Origin of the sequence: Jidongwangia harbinensis (assembly GCF_020216025.1) — a bacterium.
Lineage (GTDB): Bacteria > Actinomycetota > Actinomycetes > Mycobacteriales > Micromonosporaceae > Actinoplanes > Actinoplanes harbinensis.
In genome coordinates, this window is record NZ_JAIWNC010000002.1 from 139,024 (window position 1) to 161,150 (window position 22,127).

Consider the following 22,127-nt stretch of genomic DNA (forward strand, 5'->3'; position numbering starts at 1 on the left):
CAGACTGTCCGCATGCAGCGGCGCGCGTTCCTCGCCGGCGCCCTGGCGCTGGGCCTGGCCGGCTGCGCCGAGCCGGCCGACGATCTGCGCATCATGGTGCCCAATCCGCCCGGCAGCGGGTACGACATCACCGCCCGGGTACTGGCCGGCGCGCTGGACGCCGACGGGATCGCCCGCGGCGTGGAGGTCTTCAACCTGCCCGGCGCCGGGGGAGTGGTGGGGTTGCGCCGGCTGGCCCTGGAACGGGGCAACGGCCGTCTGCTCATGCTGATGGGCCTGGGTCTGGTCGGCGCGGAGATCGCCGCCGCGGTACCGGCCGGCCTGCGGGACATCACCGCGATCGCCCGGCTGGTGCAGGAACCGGCGGTGCTGGTGGTGCGCCGGGACTCGGCGTACCGCTCGCTCGACGACCTGATCGCGGCCTGGCGGGCCGATCCGGCCGGGGTCGCGGCCGGCGGCGGCTCGTCCGTCGGCGGCCCGGACCATCTGGCCACCATGCTGCTGGCCGAGGCGGCCGGGCTGGCACCGGCCCGGGTGGCGTACCGCCGGCACGACGGCGGGGGCGACCTGCTCGCCGCGATCCTGAGCCGCGAGGTGGCGTTCGCGATGTCCGGCCTCAGCGAGTACGCCGACCAGATCACCTCCGGCACGCTGCGCGCCCTGGCCGTCACCAGTACGCAGCCGGTGGACCAGGTGCCGGCCCCGACGGTACGCGGGGCCGGCCTCGACGTGGTGTTCAACAACTGGCGTGGCCTGGTCGCCCCGCCCGGACTCACCGCCGCCGACGCCGCCGCGATCCGGTCGATCGCGACGGCGCTGGCCGGTTCCGCCTCCTGGGCGGCGGCCCGGGACCGGTTCGGCTGGACCGGCGCCTACCTCGCCGGCGAGCCGTTCGCGGCGTTCCTGGCCGAGGAGCACGACCGGGTGGCGAGGGTGCTGCGCCGGCTGGGCCTGACCGTGGCCGGGTGAGCCGGCCACGGTCCGGGCGGGTCAGCCCACCGTGAAGGTGTACGACCCGGAGGGCAGCGCGTACGACGCCACGCCGCCGGTGTAGCCCTGCGGCACCGCCTCGGCCGGTGCGGTGACCGCGCCCGCCGAGGACGCCGGCACCTGGACCGTGGCGGTGGTGTTGGGCGGCACCACCACGGTCAGGGTCAGTGCCGGGCCGGCCCTCCGCCATTCGGTGCGGGTGGGCCCGTACCCCGTGGTCAGCGACGTGGTCGCGGACGTGAGCGAGCCGCCGGGCTTCGGCGCGATCAGCAGTCGCTGGTAGCCGGGTGCCGCCGGGCCGAGGCCGCCGACCGTGCGGTACAGCCAGTCGCCGACCGAGCCGAGACCGTAGTGGTTGAACGAGTTCATGCCCACGTCCTGCAGGCTGCCGTCGGTCCGGATGCCGTCCCAGCGTTCCCAGATGGTGGTGGCGCCGCGGGAGTTCATGTAGCCCCAGCCGGGATAGTCGGGCTGCTGCAGGATCTGATACGCGGTGTCCAGGTGCCCGTGCTCGGCCAGCACCGGCAGCAGGTTCTCCACGCCCATGAAGCCCACCGACAGGTGCCCGTTGCGGGACGCCACCTTGGCGGCCAGCCGGTCGGCGACCGCCTGCTCGCGGTTCCCGGGGACCAGGCCGAACGCCAGCGCGAGGACGTACCCGGTCTGGCTGTTGGTCGCGACCGTGCCGTCCGCCCGGACGAACCGGGCGGTGAACGCGGCCCCGATCCGGTCGGCCAGGTCGCCGTACGCGGTCGCCTGCGCGGTACGCCCGGTCGCCGCGGCCATCCGCGACACCAGCCGCGCCGACCAGCCGAAGAACGCGGTGCTGGTGACGTCGTTCGGGGTGGGATCGTCGACGTGCAGCCAGTCGCCGTACGTGTCCTGGTCGCGGATCAGGTCGGCACCGGCCGTGCCGCGCAGGTAGTCGACCCACTTCGCCATCGCGTCGAAGTGCCGGTCCGCGGCGGACAGGTCGCCGTAGCGCTGCCACAGCACGTACGGCACGATCACGCCGGCGTCGCCCCAGCCGGCCTTGCCGGCCCAGCCGAACACGTCCGGTGCGACGTCCGGGAACGCGCCGTCGGCGCGCTGGCCGTCGACCAGGTCGTCGGCGAACTTGGCCAGCAGGCCGTGGGTGTCGAAGTTGAACGTCGCGGTGGCACCAAACGCCGCGATGTCGCCGGTCCAGCCGAGGCGCTCGTCACGCTGCGGGCAGTCGGTGGGTATGGACAGCATGTTGGAGCGGGCACCCCAGAGGATGTTGTGCTGCAACTGGTTCACCAGCGGGTCCGACGTGGTGAACGTGCCCGTCTCGGCGCCGGTGGTCCAGGCCGCGAGCCCGGTGAGGCTGTCCGCGGTCGGGGTGCCCGGGAAGCCGGTGAGTTCGACGTACCGGTACCCGTGCACGGTGAAGTGCGGTTCGAACGTCTCGGTGCCGCGGCCGGCCAGGGTGAACGTGTCGGTCTGCTGCGCGGCCCGCAGGTTCGCGGTGTACAGCGTGCCGTCCGCGTTCAGCAGTTCGCCGTGGCGCAGGGTCACCGTGGTGCCGGCCGGGCCGTTGACCCGCAGCCGGTTCCAGCCGGCGAAGTTCTGGCCCAGGTCGGCGATCCACACGCCCGGCTTCGGCTGGGTGAGCCGCACCGGGCGCAGTTCCTGCTGCACCGTGACGCCGGGATCGACCTGGGCGACCAGGTTCGGCCGGGCGCCGGTCCGGACCGTCACCGGCCGGCCGGTGCCGCCCGCGATGCGGGCGTCCTGATCCTCGCCGTGGTACAGGTCGTCGGCGACGACCGGGCTGGTCGTCGCGGACCACGATCCATCGGTACGGATCTCCGCGCGGGTCCCGTCGGCGTACTCGACGACGAGCTGCGCGGAGTACCAGGGCGAGGTCCCGTACCGGCGGCTGCCGGCCATGCCGAGGCTGCCCGAGTACCACCCGTTGCCGACCAGCGCGGAGAGCGTGTTGTCACCCTGCCGGAGGGCGGCGGTGACGTCGTACCCGCGGTACTGGAGCCGTTTGGTGTAGTCGGTCCATCCGGGCGCGAGCCGCTCCTCGCTCACCTTCGCGCCGTTGAGGTACGTCTCGTGCAGGCCGAGGGCGGTGGCGAAGAGCCGGGCCCGGGCCACCGGCTTGGCCACGGTGAACGTCTTGCCGAGCACCGGCGCCGGGTTCGGCACGACCACCCGGTCGCCCCACGGTCCACCCGGATGGGCGGCGGCGACCCGCGCGGCCGGCCAGGCGCCGTCGTCGAACCCCGGCCGCTGCCACCCGTCGGGCGCCGTCTGCGCGGCCGTCCAGGCGGCGTCGGTGCCGAGCGTGACGGCGCCGCGCAGGGTGGCGAGAACGCCGGCCGGGCTCGCCGACGTGTTCCGCGCCGCGACCGCGAGGACGTTCACACCGGTACGCAGGTGCGCGGTCACGTCGATCGTGGTGGCCCGCTGCCACGAGTCGGCGACCCGCCGCGACGTCACCACCCTGGTCCCGTTGAGCCAGACGTCGGCCGTGTCGTCGCCGGTCACCACGAGTGTGGTGGCCCCCGGTGCGGCGAGGTCGAAGGTACGCCGGAAGAACCGTTCCGCCGCGGGCGCCTCCACGGCCGGGTCACCCTCCGGGTACCAGATCCAGGACGCGCCGGTGAGGCTCGCGGTGCCGGGTGCGCCGATGAAGTCCGCGTCCCATCCGGCGGGCGCGGTGTCGAAGCGCGCCGGCGCGCTCCACGGGCTCGGGCGGCCCTGGCCGTCCCACACCCGCACCCGCCAGTGGTAGGTGCGGTCGGCGGCGAGCGCCGGTCCGCCGTACCCGACGTCCACGGACTGCTGGGACGCCACCGTGCCGCTGTCCCAGACGTCCGCCGCGCCCGGCGTGGTGCCGACGGTGACCTGGTAGCGGCCCTGCAGCTGGCCCTTCGCGGCGGTGCTCAGCCGCCAGCCGAACCGGGGTTTCGCCGTGTCGACGCCGACCGGGTCGGTGCGGCGTTCGGTGGTGAGCCCGCCGACGGTGACCGGCGACGCCCCCACCGGCGGCACGGCCACGTCGGTACGCCACGGCCCGCTGCCGTACGGGCCGAGGTCGCGGGCGCCGACCCAGGACTGCGGCACCGTGTCGGCCGCCTGCCAGCTCCCGTCGGTGACCAGGTCCACGCCGCCGCCGGAGCCGACCACCCGCACCCGCCCGAGGACGCCGGCCGGCCCGGTGGCGGCGTTGCGGGCGGCAAAGGTGAGCGTGTTCGAGCCGGGCCGGAGGGCGGCGGCGAGGTCGACGTGCAGGGCCGTCCGCCAGGAGTGGGCGGCGCGCGGGGATCCGGCGAGCCAGGTGCCGTTGAGCCAGACGTCGATCGTGTCGTCGCCGGTGACGAGCAGCTCGGCGGACGGGTAGGGGCCGGCCGGCGCGGTGAAGGTGCGCTGCAGGTAGCGGGTGGCGGCCGGCGCGGAGGCGACCGGGTCGGAGTCCGGGAACCAGATCCAGTGCGCGTTGGCAAACGTTTCAATTCGGGGCGTCGGCGCGGCCGCCGTGGCGGTCGATGGGAGCGGGGCGGCGGTCGTGGCCAGCAATGCGGCCGCGAAGAGACGGAGGCGATGGGCCATGCTCTTCTCCTCGGTGGGTGAGAAGCCATCGATAAACCGTCATGAATTTAAACGTTTCAAATTCATGACCCTCTGAGACTAGGCGGAACCGCGGTGGTTTCTCAAGACCGGATCCGGCCGTCCACCTAGGATGGTGCGGGCCGGTCCCCGGTGCGCTCCCGGCCCGCAGTGCTCCACGGCGAACACGGCGAGCGTCGACGCCGCCGCGTCCGGCCGGCGCACGGTCTCCACCATGCGCGGCTCGGCGTGCAGAGCGGCGCCGTCCACCTGCACTTCACCCAGCCCCGGCGGTCGCCGTCGAAGAACCGGATGTGCGGAGTGTGCCGCAGCGTCGCCGCCGGCCGGTCGCGGGCCGGACGTCACGTGTGGGCGCACCCGCCTGAGCCGACTCGCAGGGGATCCGGAGGGTCGCCACAGGTTCCTGACAGGTCCACAGCTCACTGTCAGCCAGGCAACGACCCGTCACCAACCGGAGGTTCTGATGGCACGACCGACCAAGCGCACGACCGTCCTCGCCGGGCTCGCGACGGCCGGTGCGGCCGGCGCGCTGGGGCTGGCGCTCGCCGCTCCCGCGCTGGCCGAGGCGCCCGCCCCGGCGCCGTCGGGCTCGGCCGCACCGTCGGGGGAGACCGACCGGGCAGCCGCGCGGACCCAGCATCAGCAGGAGCTGGCCGCGGCCCTCGCCAAGGAACTGGGCGTCGACCAGGCCAAGGTCGCGGCCGCACTGGAGAAGGTGCACGCGGCCCGCCAGGCCGAGGCGAAGACCGAACGGACCGCCGCGCTGAAGACCCGCCTGGACGAGGCGGTGGCCGCCGGCAAGCTCACCGCCGAGGAGGCGGCCGCGATCCTCAAGGCCGCCGAGGCGAACGTCCTGCCGGGCGGCCCGGGCGGCCCGGGTGGCGCCTTCGGGCGCGGCCACGGCGGCTTCGGCCGCTGACCGGGCCGGCGGTCGGTCGCGTCTCGGCGGCGCGCCACGGGGTTTCCCTGACGACGTACGGTGTCCGGGGAAGCGCCCGCCCGCGAGAGGACCAGTGATGCCGGAACGTCCCGGACGCGACCGACCCCGCGCCACCCTCGCCCACGTGCACCGCGTGGAACGGATCACGCCCGGCATGGTCCGGATCGTGCTGACCGGCCCGGAACTGGCCGGGTTCCCGGCCGGCGAGTACACCGACCACTACGTCAAGCTGCTGTTCCCGCCCGCCGGCGTGGACTACCCGGAGCCGTTCGACCTGCAGCGGATCCGGGCCGAGCTGCCGCGTGACCAGTGGCCGCGGACCCGCACGTACACGGTCCGCCGGTGGGACGCCGCCCGCGGGGAGCTGACCATCGACGTGGTGCACCACGGCGACGCCGGGCTGGCCGGGCCGTGGGCCGGGCGGGCCCGGCCGGGCGACCGGATCCGGTTCCTGGGACCGGGCGGCGGGTACGCGCCGGACCCGCACGCCGACTGGCACCTGCTGGCCGGCGACGAGAGCGCGTTGCCGGCCATCGCGGCCGCCCTCGAGCGGTTGCCGGCCGGTGCCCGGGCGGACGTGTTCGTGGAGGTCGCTGGCCCGGCCGAGGAGCAGCCGCTGCACTCCGACGGCCGGGTCCGGGTCAGCTGGCTGCACCGCGGCGACGGCCGGGTCGGCGCCGCGCTGGTCGGTGCGGTCACCGCGTGGGAGCCGCCGCCCGGCTCCGGACAGGCGTTCGTGCACGGCGAGGCCGGCTTCGTGAAGCAGCTGCGCCGCCTGCTGCAGATCGACCGCGGCATGCCGCGGGACCGGCTGTCCATCTCCGGGTACTGGCGGACCGGCCAGGACGAGGACGGCTGGCAGGCCACCAAGCGGGACTGGAACCGCGAGGTCGAGGCGGACCTGGAGACCCGCCCGGTCGCCGGGTGACCGGGGGCAGGTGGGTCTGCCCGGGCGCCCGCACCCGGGTCGCGGGACATGCCGGGCTGGTGCCGAGCCGCTAGGGTGCCGTCCGTGAGATCGAAGCGGACGTGGTGCGTGGCCGTCGCGGTCGCGCTGCTGGCGGCCGGATGCGCCCGGTCCGGCGAGCGGCCGTCCTGGCAGCCGGCGGCGGCCTCCGCGCCGGCCAGTCCGGCGGCGGCGAAGCCCAAGCCGAAGCTGGAGTCGGCCAACGGGATGAAGGGCCCCCTCGGCGACGTGATCGAAACCGGCCTCAAGGACGCCTCCGGCGACCCGTACGTGATCTTCGGGGTGACCGGCCCGATGGTGAACGACAGCAGCGACTTCGGCTTCGCCATCGGCACCCGCATGCCCGGCAACGTGATCATCGAGGATCTCACGATCAGCGAGTACAAGGGTTCGGCCATCGCGCCGGGCTTCCATCCCATGGCCGGCCAGCAGACCCTCTCGGACGATTCCCAGCAGCCCGCGTTCGGCTACTACGTCGGCGCCCCGGCGAAGATCACCGTGCGTGAGCTGGACCGGGTGGTCGGGGCCCAGCTCGCCCGGTGGAGCCACAACCCGGCCATCACGATCTTCTGGTTCGACCCGGCCGACGTCCGCGACGACAGCGACTGGACCGACCTGGGCGCGTACGACGGAGCCGGCAACCGCCTGCCCGAGGGCCACATCGAACGGCAGACCCTGTGACCATGTCGCGCCGGCTGCTCTGCGCCGTGCTCCTGCTTCCCGTGGCCGCCTGCGGGACGTCCGGCGACGGCCGGGCGGCCACCCCGCAGCCGACCGTCAGCGCGGCGGCCACCACGTCGCCGTCGCCGTCCGCGTCCGCGGCGCCGGGGTTCGTCGAGCTGACCGGCGACGCGAGCACCTCGGTCCGGGTGGTGAAGCTGGACTTCCGGAACCGTTCCGCGGTGGTCGAGCCCATCGTCTTCATGCACGGCCCCGACTACTGCAAGGCGATGAAGATCTCGCCGATTGAGCAGCGGTGCAGCCAGGAAGTGGTCATCGAGGGCAACAAGACGAAGGTGACGCTGCCCATCGCGGCCGACGTCGACCTGCGGACCATCGGTCACGGCGAGGAGTGCATCGGCACGATGACCGGCGGTGCGACGTGCCGGGCGTCGCTGGCCGAGTTCACCCGGAACGTCGGCGAGGGCGTCCCGGTGTGGATCACGCTGGACGACGGCACCATCGCCAAGATCGCCGAGCTGTACACGCCCTGACCGGCTACGGCGTGACGACGGCGCCGTCCGGGCCGAGGTGGACCACCGCACCGCGTACCCGGGCCTGCTCGGCGGCCCACACCACCCGGTGGGTGGCCAGGCTCTCGGCGCCGCCGGACGACAGCAGCGCCGCGTCGCCGGCGGCGACCGCGGCGACGAACGCCGCGACGAGGCCGGCATCCCCACCGCCGTGCCCGCCGGCGGCCGACGGACCGCCCTCGTCCGCGGCGTCGAAGACCCGCTCCGCGCCGGTCCGGAAGTCGACGTGGCGCACCGTCCGCCCGTCCCCCTCGAGGTATCCGTGGCTGCCGAACAGCCGGGTCTGCCGGTCCGCCATTCCGGTGAACGCCGTCATGGTGAACGCGCAGGTAGCGCCGTCCGGGAACTCCATCGCGACCACCTGATGGTCGACCACGTCGTTGTCGGCGGCGTACACGCAGCGGCCGTACGGCCCGGTCCGCAACGCCGCCCGGACGGCCGCCTCGGTGGCCTCCGCGGTGACCGCGCCGAGCGGCCAGAAGTGCTGGTCCGGGTCGGCGAGCGCGCCCAGGTAGAGCCGCGGGGCCGAGTACGGGCAGGACGGCTCGACCGGGCAGTCGAGGCACCGGTCCGTGGCCCCGGCGGGGCGCGCCTCGGGACGGAAGTGGGTGCGGCTGCCGAACGACGCCACCCGGGACGGCGACTGCCCGAACAGGTGCACCAGCCAGTCGATGTCATGGCAGCTCTTGGTGAGCAGCATCGGCCCGGACTCGTCGGCCCGGCGCCAGTTGCCCCGGACGAACGAGTGGGCGTGGTGCCACCAGCCGACCGGCTCCAGGTGCTGGACGCTGATCAGCCGGCCGATCCGGTCCTCGGCGAGCAGCCGCCGCAGCAGCCGGGTGTACGGCGTGTACCGCAGCACGTGGCACACCGCCAGCAGCACCCCGTGCCTCCGGGCCGCGTCGGCGATGGCCGCCGCCTCCGGTTCGGTGGGCGCCATCGGCTTCTCCAGCAGCAGGTGGTACCCGAGGGCGGCCAGGCGCACGGCCGGGTCGTGGTGCATCCGGTCCTGGGTGGCGACGATCGCGGCATCGGCCAGCCGGGGCGCCGCGGCGAGGCCGGCCCAGTCCGCGAAGACCCGGTCATCGGGTACGCCGAACTCCGCGGCCGCCGCGGCCCGGCGTACCCGATCGGGTTCGGCGACGGCGACCACCCGGGCGCCGCCGGCGTCCACCGCGAGCCGGGCGTACGTCTGCCCGCGCAGCCCCGCCCCGACCAGCGCGAGCGTCACCTCCGACATGGCGTCCCCCTCCGGCGGTCAGGTGGCGGCGGTGACGTGCGGGGCCAGCAGCCGCAGCGAGCCGGCCACCGTGTCGGCCATCGCCGAGCGGGCGGTGGCCAGGTAGCGCCGCGGATCGACCAACGTGGCGTCGTCTCCCAGGGTGGACCGCACCGCGCCGGTGAACGCGCTGTTCAGCGCCGTGCCGATGTTCACCTTGGCCATTCCGGCGTGCACTGCGCGGACCAGTTCGTCGTCCGGTACGCCGGAAGAACCGTGCAGCACCAGCGGCACCGGCACGGCGACGTGCAACCGGGCGATGAGCCGGTGGTCGAGCCGCGCGGTACGGGCCTGCATGGCGTGCGACGAGCCGACCGCGACGGCCAGCGCGTCCACCCCGGTGGCGGCCACGTACGCCGCGGCCTCCTCCGGATCGGTACGTACCCCCGGCGCGTGCGCACCGTCCTTGCCGCCGATCTCACCCAGCTCGCTCTCCACCCACAGCCCGTGCGCGTGAGCCCGCCGCACGGCCGCCGCGGTGGCCGCCACGTTCTCCTGGTACGGCCGCGTCGAGGCGTCGTACATGGCCGAGCCGAACCCGTGCGCCGCGGCCTGGTCGAACAACTCGTCGCTGGTCACATGGTCGAGGTGGAGACCGACCGGCACGGTGGCCGACTCGGCGATGCTGCGCGCGGCCGCCGCGATCGGCGCCAGCCGGCCGTGGTGGAACCGCACCGCGTTCTCGCTGATCTGCAGGACCACCGGCAGCCCCGCGGCCTCGGCCCCGGTGACGATGGCCTCGGCGTGCTCGACGGTGATGAGGTTGAAGGCGCCTACCGCACCGCCGGCGGCACGGGCCTCGGCGACCATCGCGCCGGTCGGACTGAACATGCGAAACTCCCTCTTCAGGCGGCGGTGACGGTCACGGTGCCGCGCAGGCGCCGGTAGGTGGGCGGATCGAAGCTGCCGGCGACGGGCGCCGCGACGGCCGCTCCGGACAGCGCGACCGCGTCGGCGAGCAGGTCCGGCCAGGCCGTGGCGTCGCGCAGCCCGCGGGCCAGCGCGGCCACGCAGGCGTCGCCGGCTCCGGTGGGGTTGCCGGTGAGCCGCTCCGGCGGCCGCGCCCGCCAGGCCCCGCCGGCGGTGAGGCCGACCAGACCGTCCGGCCCGTGCGACACGACGGCGGCGCGGGCGCCGCGGTCGAGCCGGTCGTCTTCGACGGGCCGATCATTGCGGGCGGACCGGCCGTTTCCGGTGGCCCGGGCGCCGGGGTCGAGCAGGCGGGCCGGGTCCGCGTCGGCCGAGCCGAGCAGCGCGGCGAGTTCGGCGGCGTTCGGCTTGACCAGGTCCGGCCCGGCGGCCAGGCCGTACCGCAGCGCGTCGCCGCTGGTGTCCAGCACCGTCGGCACCTGCCGGGCGGCGGCGAGCCGGATCAGGGTGGCGTACCCGTCGGCCGGGGCCCCGGGCGGCAGCGAGCCGCACAGGGCCACCACGTCGGCGTCGCCGAGCAGGTCCCGGAACCGGTCCACGAACGCCGCCCACTCGGTGTCCGTGACGCACGGCCCGGGTTCCCAGAAACCGGTGGCGTCCGCCCGGTCGGCGACCGCCACGGTCCGCCGGGTCTCGGCCCGGATCGGCACGAACGCCTCGGCCACCCCGGCCGCCGCCAGCAGGCCGGCGACCCGGGTGCCGGTGCCGCCGCCCAGCAGGCCGGTGGCCAGCACCGGCTCGCCGAGCGCCTGCAGGACGGCGGCCACGTTGAGCCCTTTGCCGCCGGCCCGTTCCGTGACCGTGGTGACCCGGTGGGTGCCGTGCGGCACCAGCGCATCCACCGTGTACGTGAGGTCGAGCGCCGGGTTCGGCGTCACCGTGACGATCATCGGGGTCAGCAGGCCTGGTACGGACCGCCCGGGGTGACATCGGTGTCTCGGCGTACCACCGAGACGTGGGCGCCGACCGTGTTGCACGCCGTGCGGTAGCCACGGGTCGTGTACTCGATGACGATGACGTTGTTGCCGTACAGGTCGCGGTAGTCCTGGCACTCGTTGTACTCGCCGCACTGCTCGGCGACGGCGAAGTCCAGCCCGGCGGCCTTGCCGGCGCTGCCGATGCTGCCGTCCTCCTCGCTGCCGATGGTGTTCTTCTGCGCGATCGCCAGGCCCTCGCTGTGCGCGTGCTTGGCCAGCAGCTTCACGAACTCGATCGCGTGGGCCGGGGTGAGCAGGCCCTCGGAGCGGCTGAACGAATCCAGGTTGTCCGGCTCCACGGCCTGGAATCCGGACTTCCTGCAGCCGGTGATCCACTCGTTGACCTTGGCGGCGACGGCCTTGCGCTTGGCGTCGGTACGCAGGTCGAGCAGGACCTCGTCCCACCCGCCGTCCACCACCTCGGCGCCGGACGCGTCCTTGAGCACCAGGTTGTTCTTGCGCCAGTACGCGAGTTCCGACGCGATCGGCTGGGACTGGAAAGCGTTGACGTAACAGATGTTGTACAGGTTGGCTACCGGCGGGTCCTGACGGTCCCGGCTCACCACCCGCACGCCCTTCGGCGGGGTGTAATCGCCGCCGATCTGGTAGTCGAACTGCGCGTTCGCCGGCGGCAGCGTGACGCCGGCGCGCTTGGCCGAGACGAGCGCCCCCGCGTGCGGCGCGGTGATGACGGCGAGCGTCACACCGGCCAGAGCAACGGCGGCGGCGAACATACGGCTACGGCTGACCACGGTGGAGACCTCCACAGGCTCTCGTGGATCTGCCCCGCCTCGGGTGCGGAAGAGCACCCTGGCGACCTGACTGCCGGACTGGGGGATTACCGGCTGGGCTGGATCGTTGCCTGCGATTCAACTGTTCGAACGAACACGTGTCAACAGCCGTTTGTGCGCGTATCGTGCTTCCGGCGCGCCCTCAGGCCGGTGTTCAGCCCATGTGCGCACTCCGTGTTGTTCGTTTGGACATTTCTTGAGGAGCCGCAAAATGGACGTCCTGGTCGTCGGTGACGCCAATCCGGACCTGGTGCTGCGCGGTGACGTACGCCCGCGTTTCGGTCAGGCCGAGCAGCTGCTCGCCGCGGCGGACCTGGTCCTCGGCGGCTCGGCCGCGATCACCGCCGCCGGCTGCGCCCGGCTCGGCCTGCGGACCAGACTGCTCACCGCCCTCGGTGACGACGTCTTCGGCGCCGTCACCCGGCAGCACCTCGGCGAACGCGACGTCGACGTCGTCCTGGCCCGCCCGGCGAACGGCGTGCCCACCGGCCTCAGTGTCATCCTCACCCCGGACGACGACGACCGCGCGATCCTCACCCTGCCCGGCACCATCCCGACGCTCCGGCCCGCCGACGTCACCGACGCCCTGCTGGCCGAGACCCGGCACCTGCACGTGGCATCGCTGTACCTGCAGCCCGGCCTCGCCGCCGGCCTCCCCGACGTGTTCGCCCGAGCCCGTGCCCGGGGCGTCACCACGTCCCTGGACACCAACTGGGACCCGGCGGAGAAGTGGGAGTCGATCGCCGGCATCCTGGCGCACACCGACGTGTTCCTGCCCAACGCGGCCGAGTTGCGCGCGGTCACCGGCGTACCCGACCTGGACGAGGCCGCCGCCACCCTGGTCGGGGCCGGCACCACGGTGGTCCTGAAGAACGGCGCGGCCGGTGCCCGCGCCTGGTGGCCGGGCGGCACGTGCGCGGCGCCGGGCCTGGCGGTGCAGGTGGTCGACACCACCGGGGCGGGGGACAGCTTCAACGCCGGTTTCCTCGCTGCCAGGCTGGGCGGCCGGCCGACCGAGGACGCCGTGCGGTGGGCGGCCGCGGCGGGTTCGCTGAGCACCCGCGCCGCCGGCGGCACCGCCGCCCAGGCAACCCCCCACGACCTACCCTGACCCACCTCCGGTACCGGTCATTGGATGGTCACGGAGATGCTGCCTTCCACTTCCAGGCCGCTGAGGTGGAACAGCTCCAGGTAGTACTCCCCGGCCGGCAGGCCCGGCCAGCTGGTCTCACTCGCTTTCCCGACGACCACGCCCTGCGGCGCCTGATGGTCCTCGTCGCGTCCCCAGTCGACGACGCGGTGCAGGATGACGCTGATCTCGGCGCCCTGCATCGCCGGGTATTCGCTGGACGCCTCGATCGTCACGGTGACCGAGCCGTTCTCCGGCACCGGGAACTTCCTCGTCTCCGGTAGCCGGGCGGTCATCCGGAACACGCTCGTCCAGTCCCCGGCGGACCGGGCGGGCGCGGTCAGGACCTTCTCCGGCGTCCGGCCGCGGGCCTGGCTGAGCACCTCGGTCAGGTCGATGGAATTGAGGCCGCCGGGCTTGATCTGTGAACCGACCACATCACCGGTGCCCTTGTTGACCAGCCGGTACGAGGTGCGTCCGGTCCACGCGGTGACGGGCCGCTCGGTGGCGTCGGCCACCTCACCGGCGAGGCCCCGTCCGGACTCGCGCAAGCCCGGGCTCAGCACGGTGGCCGTGTTGCAGGAGTCGAACGTGATGGCGGCCTGCGGGTGGAACGCCTCCGGTGTCAGCGTGCGGGCCTCGCTGATGGACAGGCCGTAGTCCTCCTTGCCGGGCCAGTCGTACCGCAGGGCGAGCTGCTCGGGCACACCGTGGCTGAAGACGTGCAGGCCGACGATGGACTTCGGCGGGAACTGCCGCAGCAGCGCGGCCATCGAGGTGCCCGGGGTGATCCAGTAGATCGGGGCACCCTTGGCCCGCGACTCGATCCCGCTCGTGCCCACCCCGGCCAACTCGTAACCGGTCCGCTCGACCAGCCACACCGGTGAGGTGCCACCCACGCGCGCCGCAGCGTCCGCGAATTGGAAGGCATGCCGCACCTTCACCTCACCGGGCCCCGGCGAACCCACCACGATGACGGTGTACTCACCGGCGGGCAGCCCGGCCGGGCTCAGCGCGGCCAGGGCGCCCTGCTGCGCGGCCTGGGCGAGCACACTGTTGGGCAGGAGTGGGCCGAGGCTGGAGAGCAACGCCGCCGCGATCGGGTTGCCGCCGTCCGCGGCGAGCCTGGCCAGCGCGGCATTGCCGGTGGCGACGGCGGGGACGGCCGGCTGACGCCTCGCCTCGACCGGGGACGCGCCGGTCGGCTGCTCGCCCTCGTGTAATCGCTCTCCCGCCATCCGGTCATCGTCGGACATCTATGCCATTCGGGCGCCGCCGAACGGGCAGTCTTTCGGTCATCCCGTCTCCGGTATTCAGTGTTGCTAGCTACCGGTACCTAGTGTTACTGTCTACCGGTAGCTAGCGACGCTGAGTACCGAGGGGATGAGGCAGTGGGCAATCAGATGACAGAGATGCTGAAGGGCACTCTCGAAGGCATCGTCCTGGCGATCCTGGCCCGCAGATCCGCGTACGGCTACGAGATCACCGCGTCGCTGCGCGACCGCGGTTTCTCGGACATCGTGGAAGGCACCATCTACGCGGTACTCGTCCGCGTCGAGCAGCGCGGGTTCGTGGACGTGGAGAAGGTTCCCTCCGAAAAAGGCCCCCCGCGCAAGGTGTTCACGCTGAACGCCAAGGGGCGGGACCAACTCGCCGAGTTCTGGAGGACGTGGAGCGTCCTCGCCGAACGCATCGAGGAACTTCGGAACACCGACAACCAGCACGGCGAAGGAGCATGAGCATGGCCGCGAAATGGATCGAGACGCTCGTCGGGTCGCTCGAGCAGAAGAAGCAGTACAAGCACCACTCGGCCCGGGTCGAGGCCCTGCCGGAGCCCTATCGCAGCGCGGCCAAGGCGCTTCAGCGGTACTTCATGTACCAGGGCGGGATCGTCGACGGCGACACGCTCATCACGATGCTCGGCGACTTCGCCGACCTCTGGGAACGGGCGGTCGCCGACGGCACGCCGGTCCGTGCGATCGTCGGCGACGACCCGGTCGAGTTCGCCGAGACGTTTCTCCGCGCGTACTCCGGCAAGCAGTGGATGGACAAGGAACGCGAGCGCCTCCGGAAGGCGGTCGCCGTCGCCGCCGGCGACGACGGCGAGGAGAAGGGCGCATGACCAGCACGACGCGCGACCCTGCGATCAGGGTGCGGGGCATCACGAAGTCCTACCAGGACCTGCAGGTGCTGCGGGGCGTCGACTTCGACGTGGCAGCCGGAAGCATCTTCGCTCTGCTCGGCTCGAACGGCGCCGGAAAGACCACGCTGGTGCGGATCCTGTCGACGTTGCTGAAGGCGAACACCGGCACCGCGTCCGTGCACGGCTTCGACGTCTTCTCGGCCCCGGGCGACGTACGCAGGTCGATCAGCCTCACCGGCCAGTTCGCCGCGGTCGACGAAGTGCTGACCGGCCGGGAGAACCTGGTACTGGTCGCGAAGCTGCGCCACCTGAGGAATCCGGGCACAATCGCCGACGAGATGCTCGCCCGCTTCTCGCTCACCGATGCCGGGAGCCGCCGGGCGGCGACGTACTCGGGCGGCATGCGCCGGCGGCTCGACATCGCGATGAGCCTGGTCGGCAACCCGCCGGTCGTCTTCCTCGACGAGCCGACCACCGGGCTCGATCCGCAGGCCCGGATCGAGGTGTGGCAGACGGTGAAGCAGCTTGCCGAGCAGGGCACGACCATTCTGCTGACCACGCAGTACCTCGACGAAGCCGAGCAACTCGCCGACCGGATCGCGATCCTGCACAAGGGCACGATCATTCAGAACGGCACCCTGGCCGAGCTGAAGAAGCTTCTCCCGTCCGTCAAGGTCGAGTACGTCGAGAAGCAACCGACCCTCGAGGACGTCTTCCTCGCCCTCGTCAACGACGCCGGTGACACCGCAGGCGAAGCCACGACGTCCGCAGGAAGGGAACCCCGATGACCACCCACGTGCTCAGCGACACCAGAACCCTCACCGGCCGCTCCCTGCGTCACATTCTCCGCAGCCCGGACACCATCATCACCACGGCGGTCACCCCGGTCGCACTCATGCTGCTGTTCGTGTACGTGCTGGGCGGCGCCATCAACACCGGATCCGGCGAGTCCTACATCAACTACATGCTCCCCGGCATCCTGCTCATCACGATCGCGTCCGGTATCGCCTACACGGCGTACCGCCTGTTCCTCGACATGCAGGGCGGCATCTTCGAGCGTTTCCAGTCGATGCCGATCCCGCGGCCCTCCGTGCTCTGGGCGCATGTCCTCACCTCGCTCGTCGCCAACATGGCCTCGATCGCCATCGTCACCGGCGTCGCGCTGATCATGGGGTTCCGTACCGGCGCCTCGGTGGCCGACTGGCTGGCCGTCAGCGGCATCCTGATCCTGTTCACCGTGGCGCTGACCTGGATCGCCGTGATCGCGGGACTGTCCGCCAAGACCGTGGACGGCGCGAGCGCCTTCAGCTATCCGCTGATCTTCCTGCCGTTCATCAGCTCGGCCTTCGTCCCCACCGACTCGATGCCCGCCCCGGTCGCCTGGTTCGCCGAGAACCAGCCGGTGACGTCCATCGTGGACGCCATCCGCCTGCTGTTCGCACAGCAACCCGTCGGCAACGACATCTGGATCGCTCTCGGCTGGTGCGCCGGCATCCTGGTGGTCGCCTACGCCTCCGCGACGGCGATCTATCGCAAGAAGATCAGCTAGGGCGACAGCGCCGCATCCGTCCGGATGCGGCGCATCGTCATGGCTTCGGCCGTCATCGTCGGGAACTCAGCCCTTGAGCCCGGTGAACGTCATCGTCGCGATGAACCGCCTCTGCGCCACCAGGAAGGCCACGATCAACGGCAACGTCGCGATCACGTTGCCCGCCATCAGCTGGGACCATTCGGTACGCCGGGTGCCCTGGAAACTGGCCAGCCCGACCTGCAGCGTGAACCGGGTGTCGTCGGTGATCGCCACCAGGGGCCAGAGCAGGTCGTTCCAACTGGACAGCAGGGTGAACACGGCCAGGGTGGCCAGCGCCGGCCGGGCCAGCGGCAGCACCACTTTCACGAAGGTGCGCAGCGTCCCGCAGCCGTCGAGGCGGGCCGCCTCCTCGAGTTCCACCGGCAGGGACAGGAAGAACTGCCGCATCAGGAAGATCCCGAAGGCGGACGCCAGCCAGGGTACGAACGCGGCGGCGAGGGTGTCCACGATGCCGGCGCGGGCGAACATCAGATACGTCGGGATCATCAGCAGCTGGATCGGGATCATCACGGTGGCCACGATGGCCAGGAACGCCAGCCCGCTGCCGGCGAACTTGAGCCGGGCGAAGCCGTATCCGGCCAGCGAGCACAGGATCAGGTGGGACAGGACCGCGATCGCGGACACCAGCACGGTGTTGCCGAACCAGAGCAGGATGCGCGACTCGGTCAGCAGCGCCCGGTAGCCCTCCAGGTGCAGGCTGGTCGGGATCAGTTTGGGCGGGAACTGGTTGATCTCGCTGGTCGTCATGAACGAGGTGAGCACCATCTGCACCAGGGGCAGGACGAAGATCAGCGCCAGCGGCATGAGCAGCAGGTGCCAGGGGCTGAAGGGCAGGCGCCGTCGCATCAGAAGGCCTCCGATCCGCGTCGCCGGCTGTACCAGATGACCGTGACGGTGAGCAGCATGGTGAACGCGAACAGCAGGTACGCCACCGCGGCGCCGTAGCCGAGCCGCTGGGTCTGGAACGCGAGTTCGTACACGTAGTAGACGACCGTCTGGGTGCTGTTCATCGGGCCGCCGCGGGTGGTGGTGTAGATCAGGTCGAACAGTTGCATCGCGGTGATGGTCTGCCAGACCGCGGTGAACACGGTGACCGGGCGCAGCTGCGGCAGGATCACGTGGAGGAACACCCGCCAGCCGCTGGCACCGTCGACCCGGGCCGCCTCGACCAGTTCGCGCGGGATGTCCTGCAGCGCGGCCAGGTAGATGACGGCGCAGAAGCCGACCTCGCCCCAGAGCGCGATGACGCAGACCACGAGCAGGGCCTGGACCGGGCTCTCCAGGAACTGCTGGGCCGGCAACCCGAGCCGGCGCAGCGCCTCGTTGGCGGCGCCGAACTGCGGGTTGAACACGAAGCTGGCCAGGATGCCGGTGGCCGCGGCGGAGGCCACGTACGGCACGAAGATGCAGGTGCGGTAGAAGCCGATCAGCCGGATCCGCTTGTTCAGCGCGATCGCGATGAGCATGCCGAGCAGGATCGACGCGGGTACGAACAGGGCGGTGAGCACCAGCGTGTGCTGCGCCGCCGCGGCCATGCCCGGGTCCTCGGCGATCCGCTGGTAGTTGCGCCAGCCGACGTCGGTGGCCGGCGCGATGCCGTTCCACTTGGTGCGCGAGATGAAGAACGCCCACACCGCGGGGAACAGTGACAGGCCCACCACGAGCAGGGTGGCCGGCCCGGCGAACGCCCATCCGGTCAGGTTGCGCCGCAGCGCCCGCCCGCGGCGACCGCGCGCCGCGGGCGGGACGGAGCGCGGCGACCCGGCGCGGGGCGACGCGGCGAACGTGATCGCCATCAGTCCTCCAGGACGCCGGCCGACTTGCGGGCCGCCTCGTCGAGGGCGTCCTTGGGCTGGGCGGCACCCTGCAGCACCTTGGCGACGGCGTCGCCGACGTTGCGGCTCATCACCTCGTAGCCGGCGACCGTGGGCCGGGCCTTCTTGGCGTTGGCCAGGTTGTCGAAGAACTTCTGTCCGCCCGGGTACTCCTTGACGTACGCGGCGAACTGGGGGGTGTCCTTCTCGGACGAGCGCAGCGGCAGGTTGCCCAGCGCCAGGTTCCACTTGGCGTCGATCTCGGCGCTGGTCAGCCACTTGATGAAGTCCCGGGCGGCACCGGCGCGGTTGGCGTCGTCGTGGTCGAAGAGCACCCACAGGTCGGGTCCGGACACGGTCTGGTGGTCGCCGTTCACGCCGGGCAGCGCGGTGACGCCGTACTTCAGGCCGGCCTCCTTGATGTCCAGCAGCGACCACGGTCCGGAGATCATCATGCCGACGTGTCCGCTGTTGAACAGCGGGCCGTACTTCTCGTCGGTCTGGTCCAGGTACATCGACTTGTCGTCGACCGCCATGGCCCGCAGCGTCTCCAGGGCCTTGACCCCGGCCTCGGAGTTGAACGCCGGCTTGGTGCCGTCCAGGATCTCGCCGCCGTTCTGCCAGAGCAGCGGCCACAGGTGCCAGGTGGTGTCCTCGCTGCCGGAGACCGAGTACGCGGTCCCGTAGGTGCCGGTCTTCGCGTCGGTCAGCTTCTTCGCGGCGGCCCGGAAGTCGTCCCAGCTCCACTGGTCGGTGGGGTGGGGGAGGCCGGCGTCGTCGAACAGCTTGGTGTTGTAGATCAGGGCCAGGTTGTCCACCAGCGCCGGCACGCCGATCACCTTGCCGTCCACGGTGGCGACGGTCCGGGCCGCCTCCGGGATCTCGGACCAGCCGAACGACGGATCGTTGACGAACGCGGTCAGATCCTGGGTACGCCCGCTGGCGCCGAGGTCGCCGGCCCAGTTGCCGTACGCGTACGAGATGTCGGGGTAGCTTTTTCCGGCGAAGCCGGCGGACAGCTTGGTGAGCAGTTCGTCGGTGGTCGGTGCGCCGGTGGACACCTTGATCGTGACGTTCGGGTGCGCGGTCTGGTATTCGGTCGCCAGCTTCTCGGCGACCTGCTGCGCGTCCGAGGTCTGACCGGTCCACCAGGTCAGCGTCACCGGGGCGGCCGGATCGTAACCCTGCGCCGCGTCCTTGCCGTCGTCGTCGCTGCCGCCGCCGGTGCAGGCGGTCAGGAGCAGGGCCGCGCCGGTGGCGGCCAGCAGCCGCCGGCGGCGGCCGTGCCAGAAGGTGGTCATCTGCGGAACCTCGATCTCTGCCGGAGGGGGGTGGACTGGTCGGGCGGTCCGTCAGGCCGCGTCGGTGAGGACCACCGAGCGGGTGAGCAGGCGGGGATGGTCGGGATCGAGGCCGCGGTGGGCGGCCAGGGCGATGGCGAAGCGCTGGGCCAGGACCAGCTGAGCGAGGGGATCCCGCTCGTCGCGGTAGGTGGTGGCGCCGGCGGAGCGGGCCACCTCGTCCAGATCGGCGGGTACGGCGCCGAACGAGAAGACCAGGCTGCGCGGTCCGGCGACGGCGACCGGCCCGTGCCGGAAATCCATCGCCGGGTACGACTCGGAGTACGCCTGCGCCGCCTCGCGCACCTTCAGTGCCGCCTCGTGGGCCAGCCCGACGGTCCAGCCGGTGCCGAGGAACACCAGGTGTTCGATGGTCGCCGGGTCGGCCGGCAGCGGTGCGGTCAGCGCCGCGGCGCCGTCCGCGAGCAGTGTGGACAGGTCGGCGCCGTACGCCGCCCGGGCCGCCACCAGCACGGTGGTGGGGAAGCGGGTCTGCACCACGCTGGTCTCGTCGGCGAAGTCCAGCAGCAGCCGCTCGTCGGTGAGCGCGTCGACCGGCATGCCGGGGACGGCGGTGATGGCCACCCGGCGGGTGCCGGTGGGTGCCTGCCGCAGCGCCTCCAGGACTTCGGTGGAGGTGCCGGACCGGGTGATCGCGATGATGCGGTCGTACCGCCGCCGGGGAACGTACTCGGAGGCGCAGACCGCGTCGGTCTCGCCGAGGCCGGCGCTCTCGCGCAGTTCGGCGATGCTCTGGGCGACGAACCAGGAGGTGCCGCACCCGAGCACCAGCACGCGTTCGCCGGGCGCGGTGAGTGCCCGCCGGGCCTCGTCGGTGTGGGCGAGGGCCCGGTGCCAGACGGTGGGCTGGCTGCTGATTTCCGCGGACGTGTCGTTCATGTTCGAGGATTATGCTCGTTTGTTTTCGCTTAACAAGATGTCGTCACCAAACGAGCATTCCACGATGCGCGTTCAGGCCGAGACCGGCGCGCGGAGCGACTCGGGAAGCAGCTCGCCGTGTGCCTCGACGAGTTCGTCGCACAGTGCCCAGATGGCCTCCACGCCCAGCGTGGCGGCCGTGTTCGGGTCCACCATGGCGGCCTGCCGGATCATCCGCGGATCGCCCGTGACGGCCGCCCGCACGGTCAGCTCGCCGACGCTCACGAACGCGCGGTTCAGCGCCGCGCACTGCACCGGCAGGTCGCCCACCCGCTCCGGCCGCACGCCGAGCCGGTCCACCACGCACGGCACCTCCACGGCGTACCCCTGCGGCAGGTTCGTGATCAGCCCGGCGTTGGCCACGTTGGCGTGGATCCGGCGCATGGTGCCGGTGGTGACGCTGTGGATGATCTGCGGCGCGTACTCGGTGGCGTCCCGGCTCACGTCCAGCGGCTCGCCGGCCAGCACGGAGGCACGGGTGGCGTGGTACTCGGCGACGTTCTCCGCGCTGATCCGCAGGTAGTCGCCGACCGGGATGCGCAGCCGCTCGATCTCCGCGTCGTCGTGCAGGTACCACGGCACGTACTCGCTGGAGTGCTCGCTGGTCTCGGTGGGGAAGTAGCCGAGCCGCCGGTACATGTCCATCCGCACCCGGCGGCGCAGCTGCGGGTCGAACTCCAGCAGCGCGTCCAGCCGCGGGTACAGCGACTCGCCCCGGTGTTCGAGACGCAGCAGCCAGGACTGGTGGTTCACGCCGGCACCGGTGTAGTCCACCTCGTCGACCGGCACGCCGAGCAGGGCACTGAGGTCGTGCACGGTCCAGTACACCGAATGGCACAGGCCGACCACGTTGAGGTCCGGCGCGATCGCCGCCAGATAGCCGACGTTCATCGCCATCGGATTCGTGTAGTTGAGCAGCCAGGCGTCCGGGCACAGCTCGCGCATGTCCGCGGCGATGCCGGCCAGCACCGGGAACGTGCGCAGCGCCCGGAAGATGCCGCCGACGCCGAGCGTGTCGCCGATGGTCTGGCGCAGGCCGTACTTCGCCGGTATCCGGAAGTCGCGCACGGTGGCCTCGTGCATGCCCACCTGGATCGCGTTGATCACGAAGTCCGCGCCGTCCAGCACGGTCCGCCGCTCCAGGCTGGTACGGATCACCGGATCGGCGCCGAGTTGCTCGGCGGTACGCCGGGCGATGGCGGCGGCCGTCTCCAGCCGCTCGTCGTCGATGTCGTGCAGGGCGAGCGTGACGCCCCGCAACTCGTCGAACGAAAGGATGTCGGCGAGCAGCTCACGGGTGAAGACGACGCTGCCCGCGCCGAGGAAGGCGATCACTGTCATGGCGGGATTGTTCGCGGTTGTGTCGCGAACGCGCAAGGAAAACTGGCCTATCGCTTGAAAACGAACTACAGTGACTGCGCGTTTGATCAAGCGCATCGAT

The 22,127-nt window shown here is 72.1% G+C and carries 21 protein-coding genes; 10 read left to right on the top strand and 11 right to left on the bottom strand.

Annotated features, from left to right (window positions below):
* The first annotated feature begins 12 nt into the window (after nucleotides 1-12).
* Complete coding sequence (locus tag LDL48_RS03160) at nucleotides 13-969, top strand: tripartite tricarboxylate transporter substrate binding protein (protein WP_225253436.1); 957 nt, start codon at nucleotides 13-15, stop codon at nucleotides 967-969.
* 21 nt (nucleotides 970-990) lie between these two features.
* Here the strand turns inward: LDL48_RS03160 and LDL48_RS03165 are convergent, their stop codons facing one another.
* Nucleotides 991-4,575, bottom strand: a complete 3,585-nt coding sequence (locus LDL48_RS03165) for a family 78 glycoside hydrolase catalytic domain (protein WP_225253437.1) — start codon at nucleotides 4,573-4,575, stop codon at nucleotides 991-993.
* A 481-nt stretch (nucleotides 4,576-5,056) separates the two neighbouring features.
* Here LDL48_RS03165 and LDL48_RS03170 point away from each other — a divergent pair, with 481 nt between their 5' ends.
* From LDL48_RS03170 to LDL48_RS03185, 4 genes are all read left to right on the top strand, one after another.
* Nucleotides 5,057-5,512, top strand: coding sequence for a hypothetical protein (locus LDL48_RS03170; RefSeq protein WP_225253438.1), 456 nt, complete (start codon nucleotides 5,057-5,059; stop codon nucleotides 5,510-5,512).
* Nucleotides 5,513-5,609: 97 nt separating this feature from the next.
* The gene (locus tag LDL48_RS03175; RefSeq protein WP_225253439.1) at nucleotides 5,610-6,461 is read left to right on the top strand and encodes a siderophore-interacting protein; all 852 of its coding nucleotides are present in this window, start codon (nucleotides 5,610-5,612) and stop codon (nucleotides 6,459-6,461) included.
* Nucleotides 6,462-6,545: 84 nt separating this feature from the next.
* On the top strand, nucleotides 6,546-7,181 hold the full coding sequence (locus LDL48_RS03180; RefSeq protein WP_225253440.1) for a hypothetical protein: 636 nt from the start codon (nucleotides 6,546-6,548) through the stop codon (nucleotides 7,179-7,181).
* Between the two features lie 2 nt (nucleotides 7,182-7,183).
* Nucleotides 7,184-7,714, top strand: a complete 531-nt coding sequence (locus LDL48_RS03185; RefSeq protein ID WP_225253441.1) for a hypothetical protein — start codon at nucleotides 7,184-7,186, stop codon at nucleotides 7,712-7,714.
* A 4-nt stretch (nucleotides 7,715-7,718) separates the two neighbouring features.
* Here the strand turns inward: LDL48_RS03185 and LDL48_RS03190 are convergent, their stop codons facing one another.
* Genes LDL48_RS03190 through LDL48_RS03205 form a run of 4 tightly spaced genes read right to left on the bottom strand, consistent with a single transcriptional unit; the run spans nucleotide 7,719 to nucleotide 11,643 of the window.
* Nucleotides 7,719-8,993, bottom strand: a complete 1,275-nt coding sequence (locus LDL48_RS03190) for a Gfo/Idh/MocA family protein (protein ID WP_225253442.1) — start codon at nucleotides 8,991-8,993, stop codon at nucleotides 7,719-7,721.
* Between the two features lie 18 nt (nucleotides 8,994-9,011).
* A complete protein-coding gene (locus LDL48_RS03195) occupies nucleotides 9,012-9,863 on the bottom strand; it encodes a class II fructose-bisphosphate aldolase (protein ID WP_225253443.1) in 852 nt (283 codons plus the stop codon).
* A 14-nt stretch (nucleotides 9,864-9,877) separates the two neighbouring features.
* On the bottom strand, nucleotides 9,878-10,852 hold the full coding sequence (locus tag LDL48_RS03200; protein WP_225253445.1) for a 1-phosphofructokinase family hexose kinase: 975 nt from the start codon (nucleotides 10,850-10,852) through the stop codon (nucleotides 9,878-9,880).
* A 5-nt stretch (nucleotides 10,853-10,857) separates the two neighbouring features.
* Entirely contained in the window at nucleotides 10,858-11,643 is a 786-nt protein-coding gene (locus LDL48_RS03205; RefSeq protein ID WP_225253446.1) for an endo alpha-1,4 polygalactosaminidase, read from the bottom strand.
* A gap of 298 nt (nucleotides 11,644-11,941) precedes the next feature.
* Here LDL48_RS03205 and LDL48_RS03210 point away from each other — a divergent pair, with 298 nt between their 5' ends.
* Nucleotides 11,942-12,841, top strand: coding sequence for a carbohydrate kinase family protein (locus LDL48_RS03210; protein WP_225253447.1), 900 nt, complete (start codon nucleotides 11,942-11,944; stop codon nucleotides 12,839-12,841).
* A gap of 17 nt (nucleotides 12,842-12,858) precedes the next feature.
* Here the strand turns inward: LDL48_RS03210 and LDL48_RS03215 are convergent, their stop codons facing one another.
* Nucleotides 12,859-14,115, bottom strand: coding sequence for a hypothetical protein (locus LDL48_RS03215; RefSeq protein ID WP_225253448.1), 1,257 nt, complete (start codon nucleotides 14,113-14,115; stop codon nucleotides 12,859-12,861).
* 147 nt (nucleotides 14,116-14,262) lie between these two features.
* Between LDL48_RS03215 and LDL48_RS03220 the strand changes: the two genes are divergently transcribed.
* Genes LDL48_RS03220 through LDL48_RS03235 form a run of 4 tightly spaced genes read left to right on the top strand, consistent with a single transcriptional unit; the run spans nucleotide 14,263 to nucleotide 16,551 of the window.
* The gene (locus LDL48_RS03220) at nucleotides 14,263-14,598 is read left to right on the top strand and encodes a PadR family transcriptional regulator (RefSeq protein WP_225253449.1); all 336 of its coding nucleotides are present in this window, start codon (nucleotides 14,263-14,265) and stop codon (nucleotides 14,596-14,598) included.
* A gap of 2 nt (nucleotides 14,599-14,600) precedes the next feature.
* Entirely contained in the window at nucleotides 14,601-14,981 is a 381-nt protein-coding gene (locus LDL48_RS03225) for a DUF1048 domain-containing protein (protein ID WP_225253450.1), read from the top strand.
* Nucleotides 14,978-15,790, top strand: a complete 813-nt coding sequence (locus LDL48_RS03230; protein WP_225253451.1) for an ABC transporter ATP-binding protein — start codon at nucleotides 14,978-14,980, stop codon at nucleotides 15,788-15,790. The genes LDL48_RS03225 and LDL48_RS03230 overlap by 4 nt, the downstream gene beginning before the upstream one ends.
* Complete coding sequence (locus tag LDL48_RS03235) at nucleotides 15,787-16,551, top strand: ABC transporter permease (protein WP_225253452.1); 765 nt, start codon at nucleotides 15,787-15,789, stop codon at nucleotides 16,549-16,551. Before LDL48_RS03230 ends, LDL48_RS03235 begins: the two co-directional genes overlap by 4 nt.
* Before the next feature lie 66 nt (nucleotides 16,552-16,617).
* Here LDL48_RS03235 and LDL48_RS03240 read toward each other — a convergent pair whose 3' ends face one another.
* The 5 genes from LDL48_RS03240 to LDL48_RS03260 form a co-directional block, all read right to left on the bottom strand.
* Complete coding sequence (locus LDL48_RS03240) at nucleotides 16,618-17,439, bottom strand: carbohydrate ABC transporter permease (RefSeq protein ID WP_225253453.1); 822 nt, start codon at nucleotides 17,437-17,439, stop codon at nucleotides 16,618-16,620.
* Complete coding sequence (locus LDL48_RS03245; RefSeq protein WP_225253454.1) at nucleotides 17,439-18,389, bottom strand: carbohydrate ABC transporter permease; 951 nt, start codon at nucleotides 18,387-18,389, stop codon at nucleotides 17,439-17,441. Before LDL48_RS03245 ends, LDL48_RS03240 begins: the two co-directional genes overlap by 1 nt.
* A complete protein-coding gene (locus LDL48_RS03250; protein ID WP_225253455.1) occupies nucleotides 18,389-19,708 on the bottom strand; it encodes an ABC transporter substrate-binding protein in 1,320 nt (439 codons plus the stop codon). Before LDL48_RS03250 ends, LDL48_RS03245 begins: the two co-directional genes overlap by 1 nt.
* 51 nt (nucleotides 19,709-19,759) lie before the next feature.
* A complete protein-coding gene (locus tag LDL48_RS03255) occupies nucleotides 19,760-20,647 on the bottom strand; it encodes an SIS domain-containing protein (RefSeq protein ID WP_225253456.1) in 888 nt (295 codons plus the stop codon).
* A 72-nt stretch (nucleotides 20,648-20,719) separates the two neighbouring features.
* Nucleotides 20,720-22,027: an alpha-glucosidase/alpha-galactosidase gene (locus LDL48_RS03260; protein ID WP_225253457.1), complete on the bottom strand. Its 1,308-nt coding sequence runs from the start codon at nucleotides 22,025-22,027 to the stop codon at nucleotides 20,720-20,722.
* Nucleotides 22,028-22,127: the final 100 nt, after the last annotated feature.

Coding starts and splice junctions, on each gene's coding strand:
- LDL48_RS03160 (WP_225253436.1), top strand. CDS start 13: ATGCAGCGGCGCGCGTTCCTCGCCGGCGCCCTGGCGCTGGGCCTGGCC.
- LDL48_RS03165 (WP_225253437.1), bottom strand. CDS start 4,575: ATGGCCCATCGCCTCCGTCTCTTCGCGGCCGCATTGCTGGCCACGACC.
- LDL48_RS03170 (WP_225253438.1), top strand. CDS start 5,057: ATGGCACGACCGACCAAGCGCACGACCGTCCTCGCCGGGCTCGCGACG.
- LDL48_RS03175 (WP_225253439.1), top strand. CDS start 5,610: ATGCCGGAACGTCCCGGACGCGACCGACCCCGCGCCACCCTCGCCCAC.
- LDL48_RS03185 (WP_225253441.1), top strand. CDS start 7,184: ATGTCGCGCCGGCTGCTCTGCGCCGTGCTCCTGCTTCCCGTGGCCGCC.
- LDL48_RS03190 (WP_225253442.1), bottom strand. CDS start 8,993: ATGTCGGAGGTGACGCTCGCGCTGGTCGGGGCGGGGCTGCGCGGGCAG.
- LDL48_RS03195 (WP_225253443.1), bottom strand. CDS start 9,863: ATGTTCAGTCCGACCGGCGCGATGGTCGCCGAGGCCCGTGCCGCCGGC.
- LDL48_RS03200 (WP_225253445.1), bottom strand. CDS start 10,852: ATGATCGTCACGGTGACGCCGAACCCGGCGCTCGACCTCACGTACACG.
- LDL48_RS03210 (WP_225253447.1), top strand. CDS start 11,942: ATGGACGTCCTGGTCGTCGGTGACGCCAATCCGGACCTGGTGCTGCGC.
- LDL48_RS03215 (WP_225253448.1), bottom strand. CDS start 14,115: ATGTCCGACGATGACCGGATGGCGGGAGAGCGATTACACGAGGGCGAG.
- LDL48_RS03220 (WP_225253449.1), top strand. CDS start 14,263: ATGACAGAGATGCTGAAGGGCACTCTCGAAGGCATCGTCCTGGCGATC.
- LDL48_RS03225 (WP_225253450.1), top strand. CDS start 14,601: ATGGCCGCGAAATGGATCGAGACGCTCGTCGGGTCGCTCGAGCAGAAG.
- LDL48_RS03230 (WP_225253451.1), top strand. CDS start 14,978: ATGACCAGCACGACGCGCGACCCTGCGATCAGGGTGCGGGGCATCACG.
- LDL48_RS03235 (WP_225253452.1), top strand. CDS start 15,787: ATGACCACCCACGTGCTCAGCGACACCAGAACCCTCACCGGCCGCTCC.
- LDL48_RS03240 (WP_225253453.1), bottom strand. CDS start 17,439: ATGCGACGGCGCCTGCCCTTCAGCCCCTGGCACCTGCTGCTCATGCCG.
- LDL48_RS03245 (WP_225253454.1), bottom strand. CDS start 18,389: ATGGCGATCACGTTCGCCGCGTCGCCCCGCGCCGGGTCGCCGCGCTCC.
- LDL48_RS03250 (WP_225253455.1), bottom strand. CDS start 19,708: ATGACCACCTTCTGGCACGGCCGCCGCCGGCGGCTGCTGGCCGCCACC.
- LDL48_RS03255 (WP_225253456.1), bottom strand. CDS start 20,647: ATGAACGACACGTCCGCGGAAATCAGCAGCCAGCCCACCGTCTGGCAC.
- LDL48_RS03260 (WP_225253457.1), bottom strand. CDS start 22,027: ATGACAGTGATCGCCTTCCTCGGCGCGGGCAGCGTCGTCTTCACCCGT.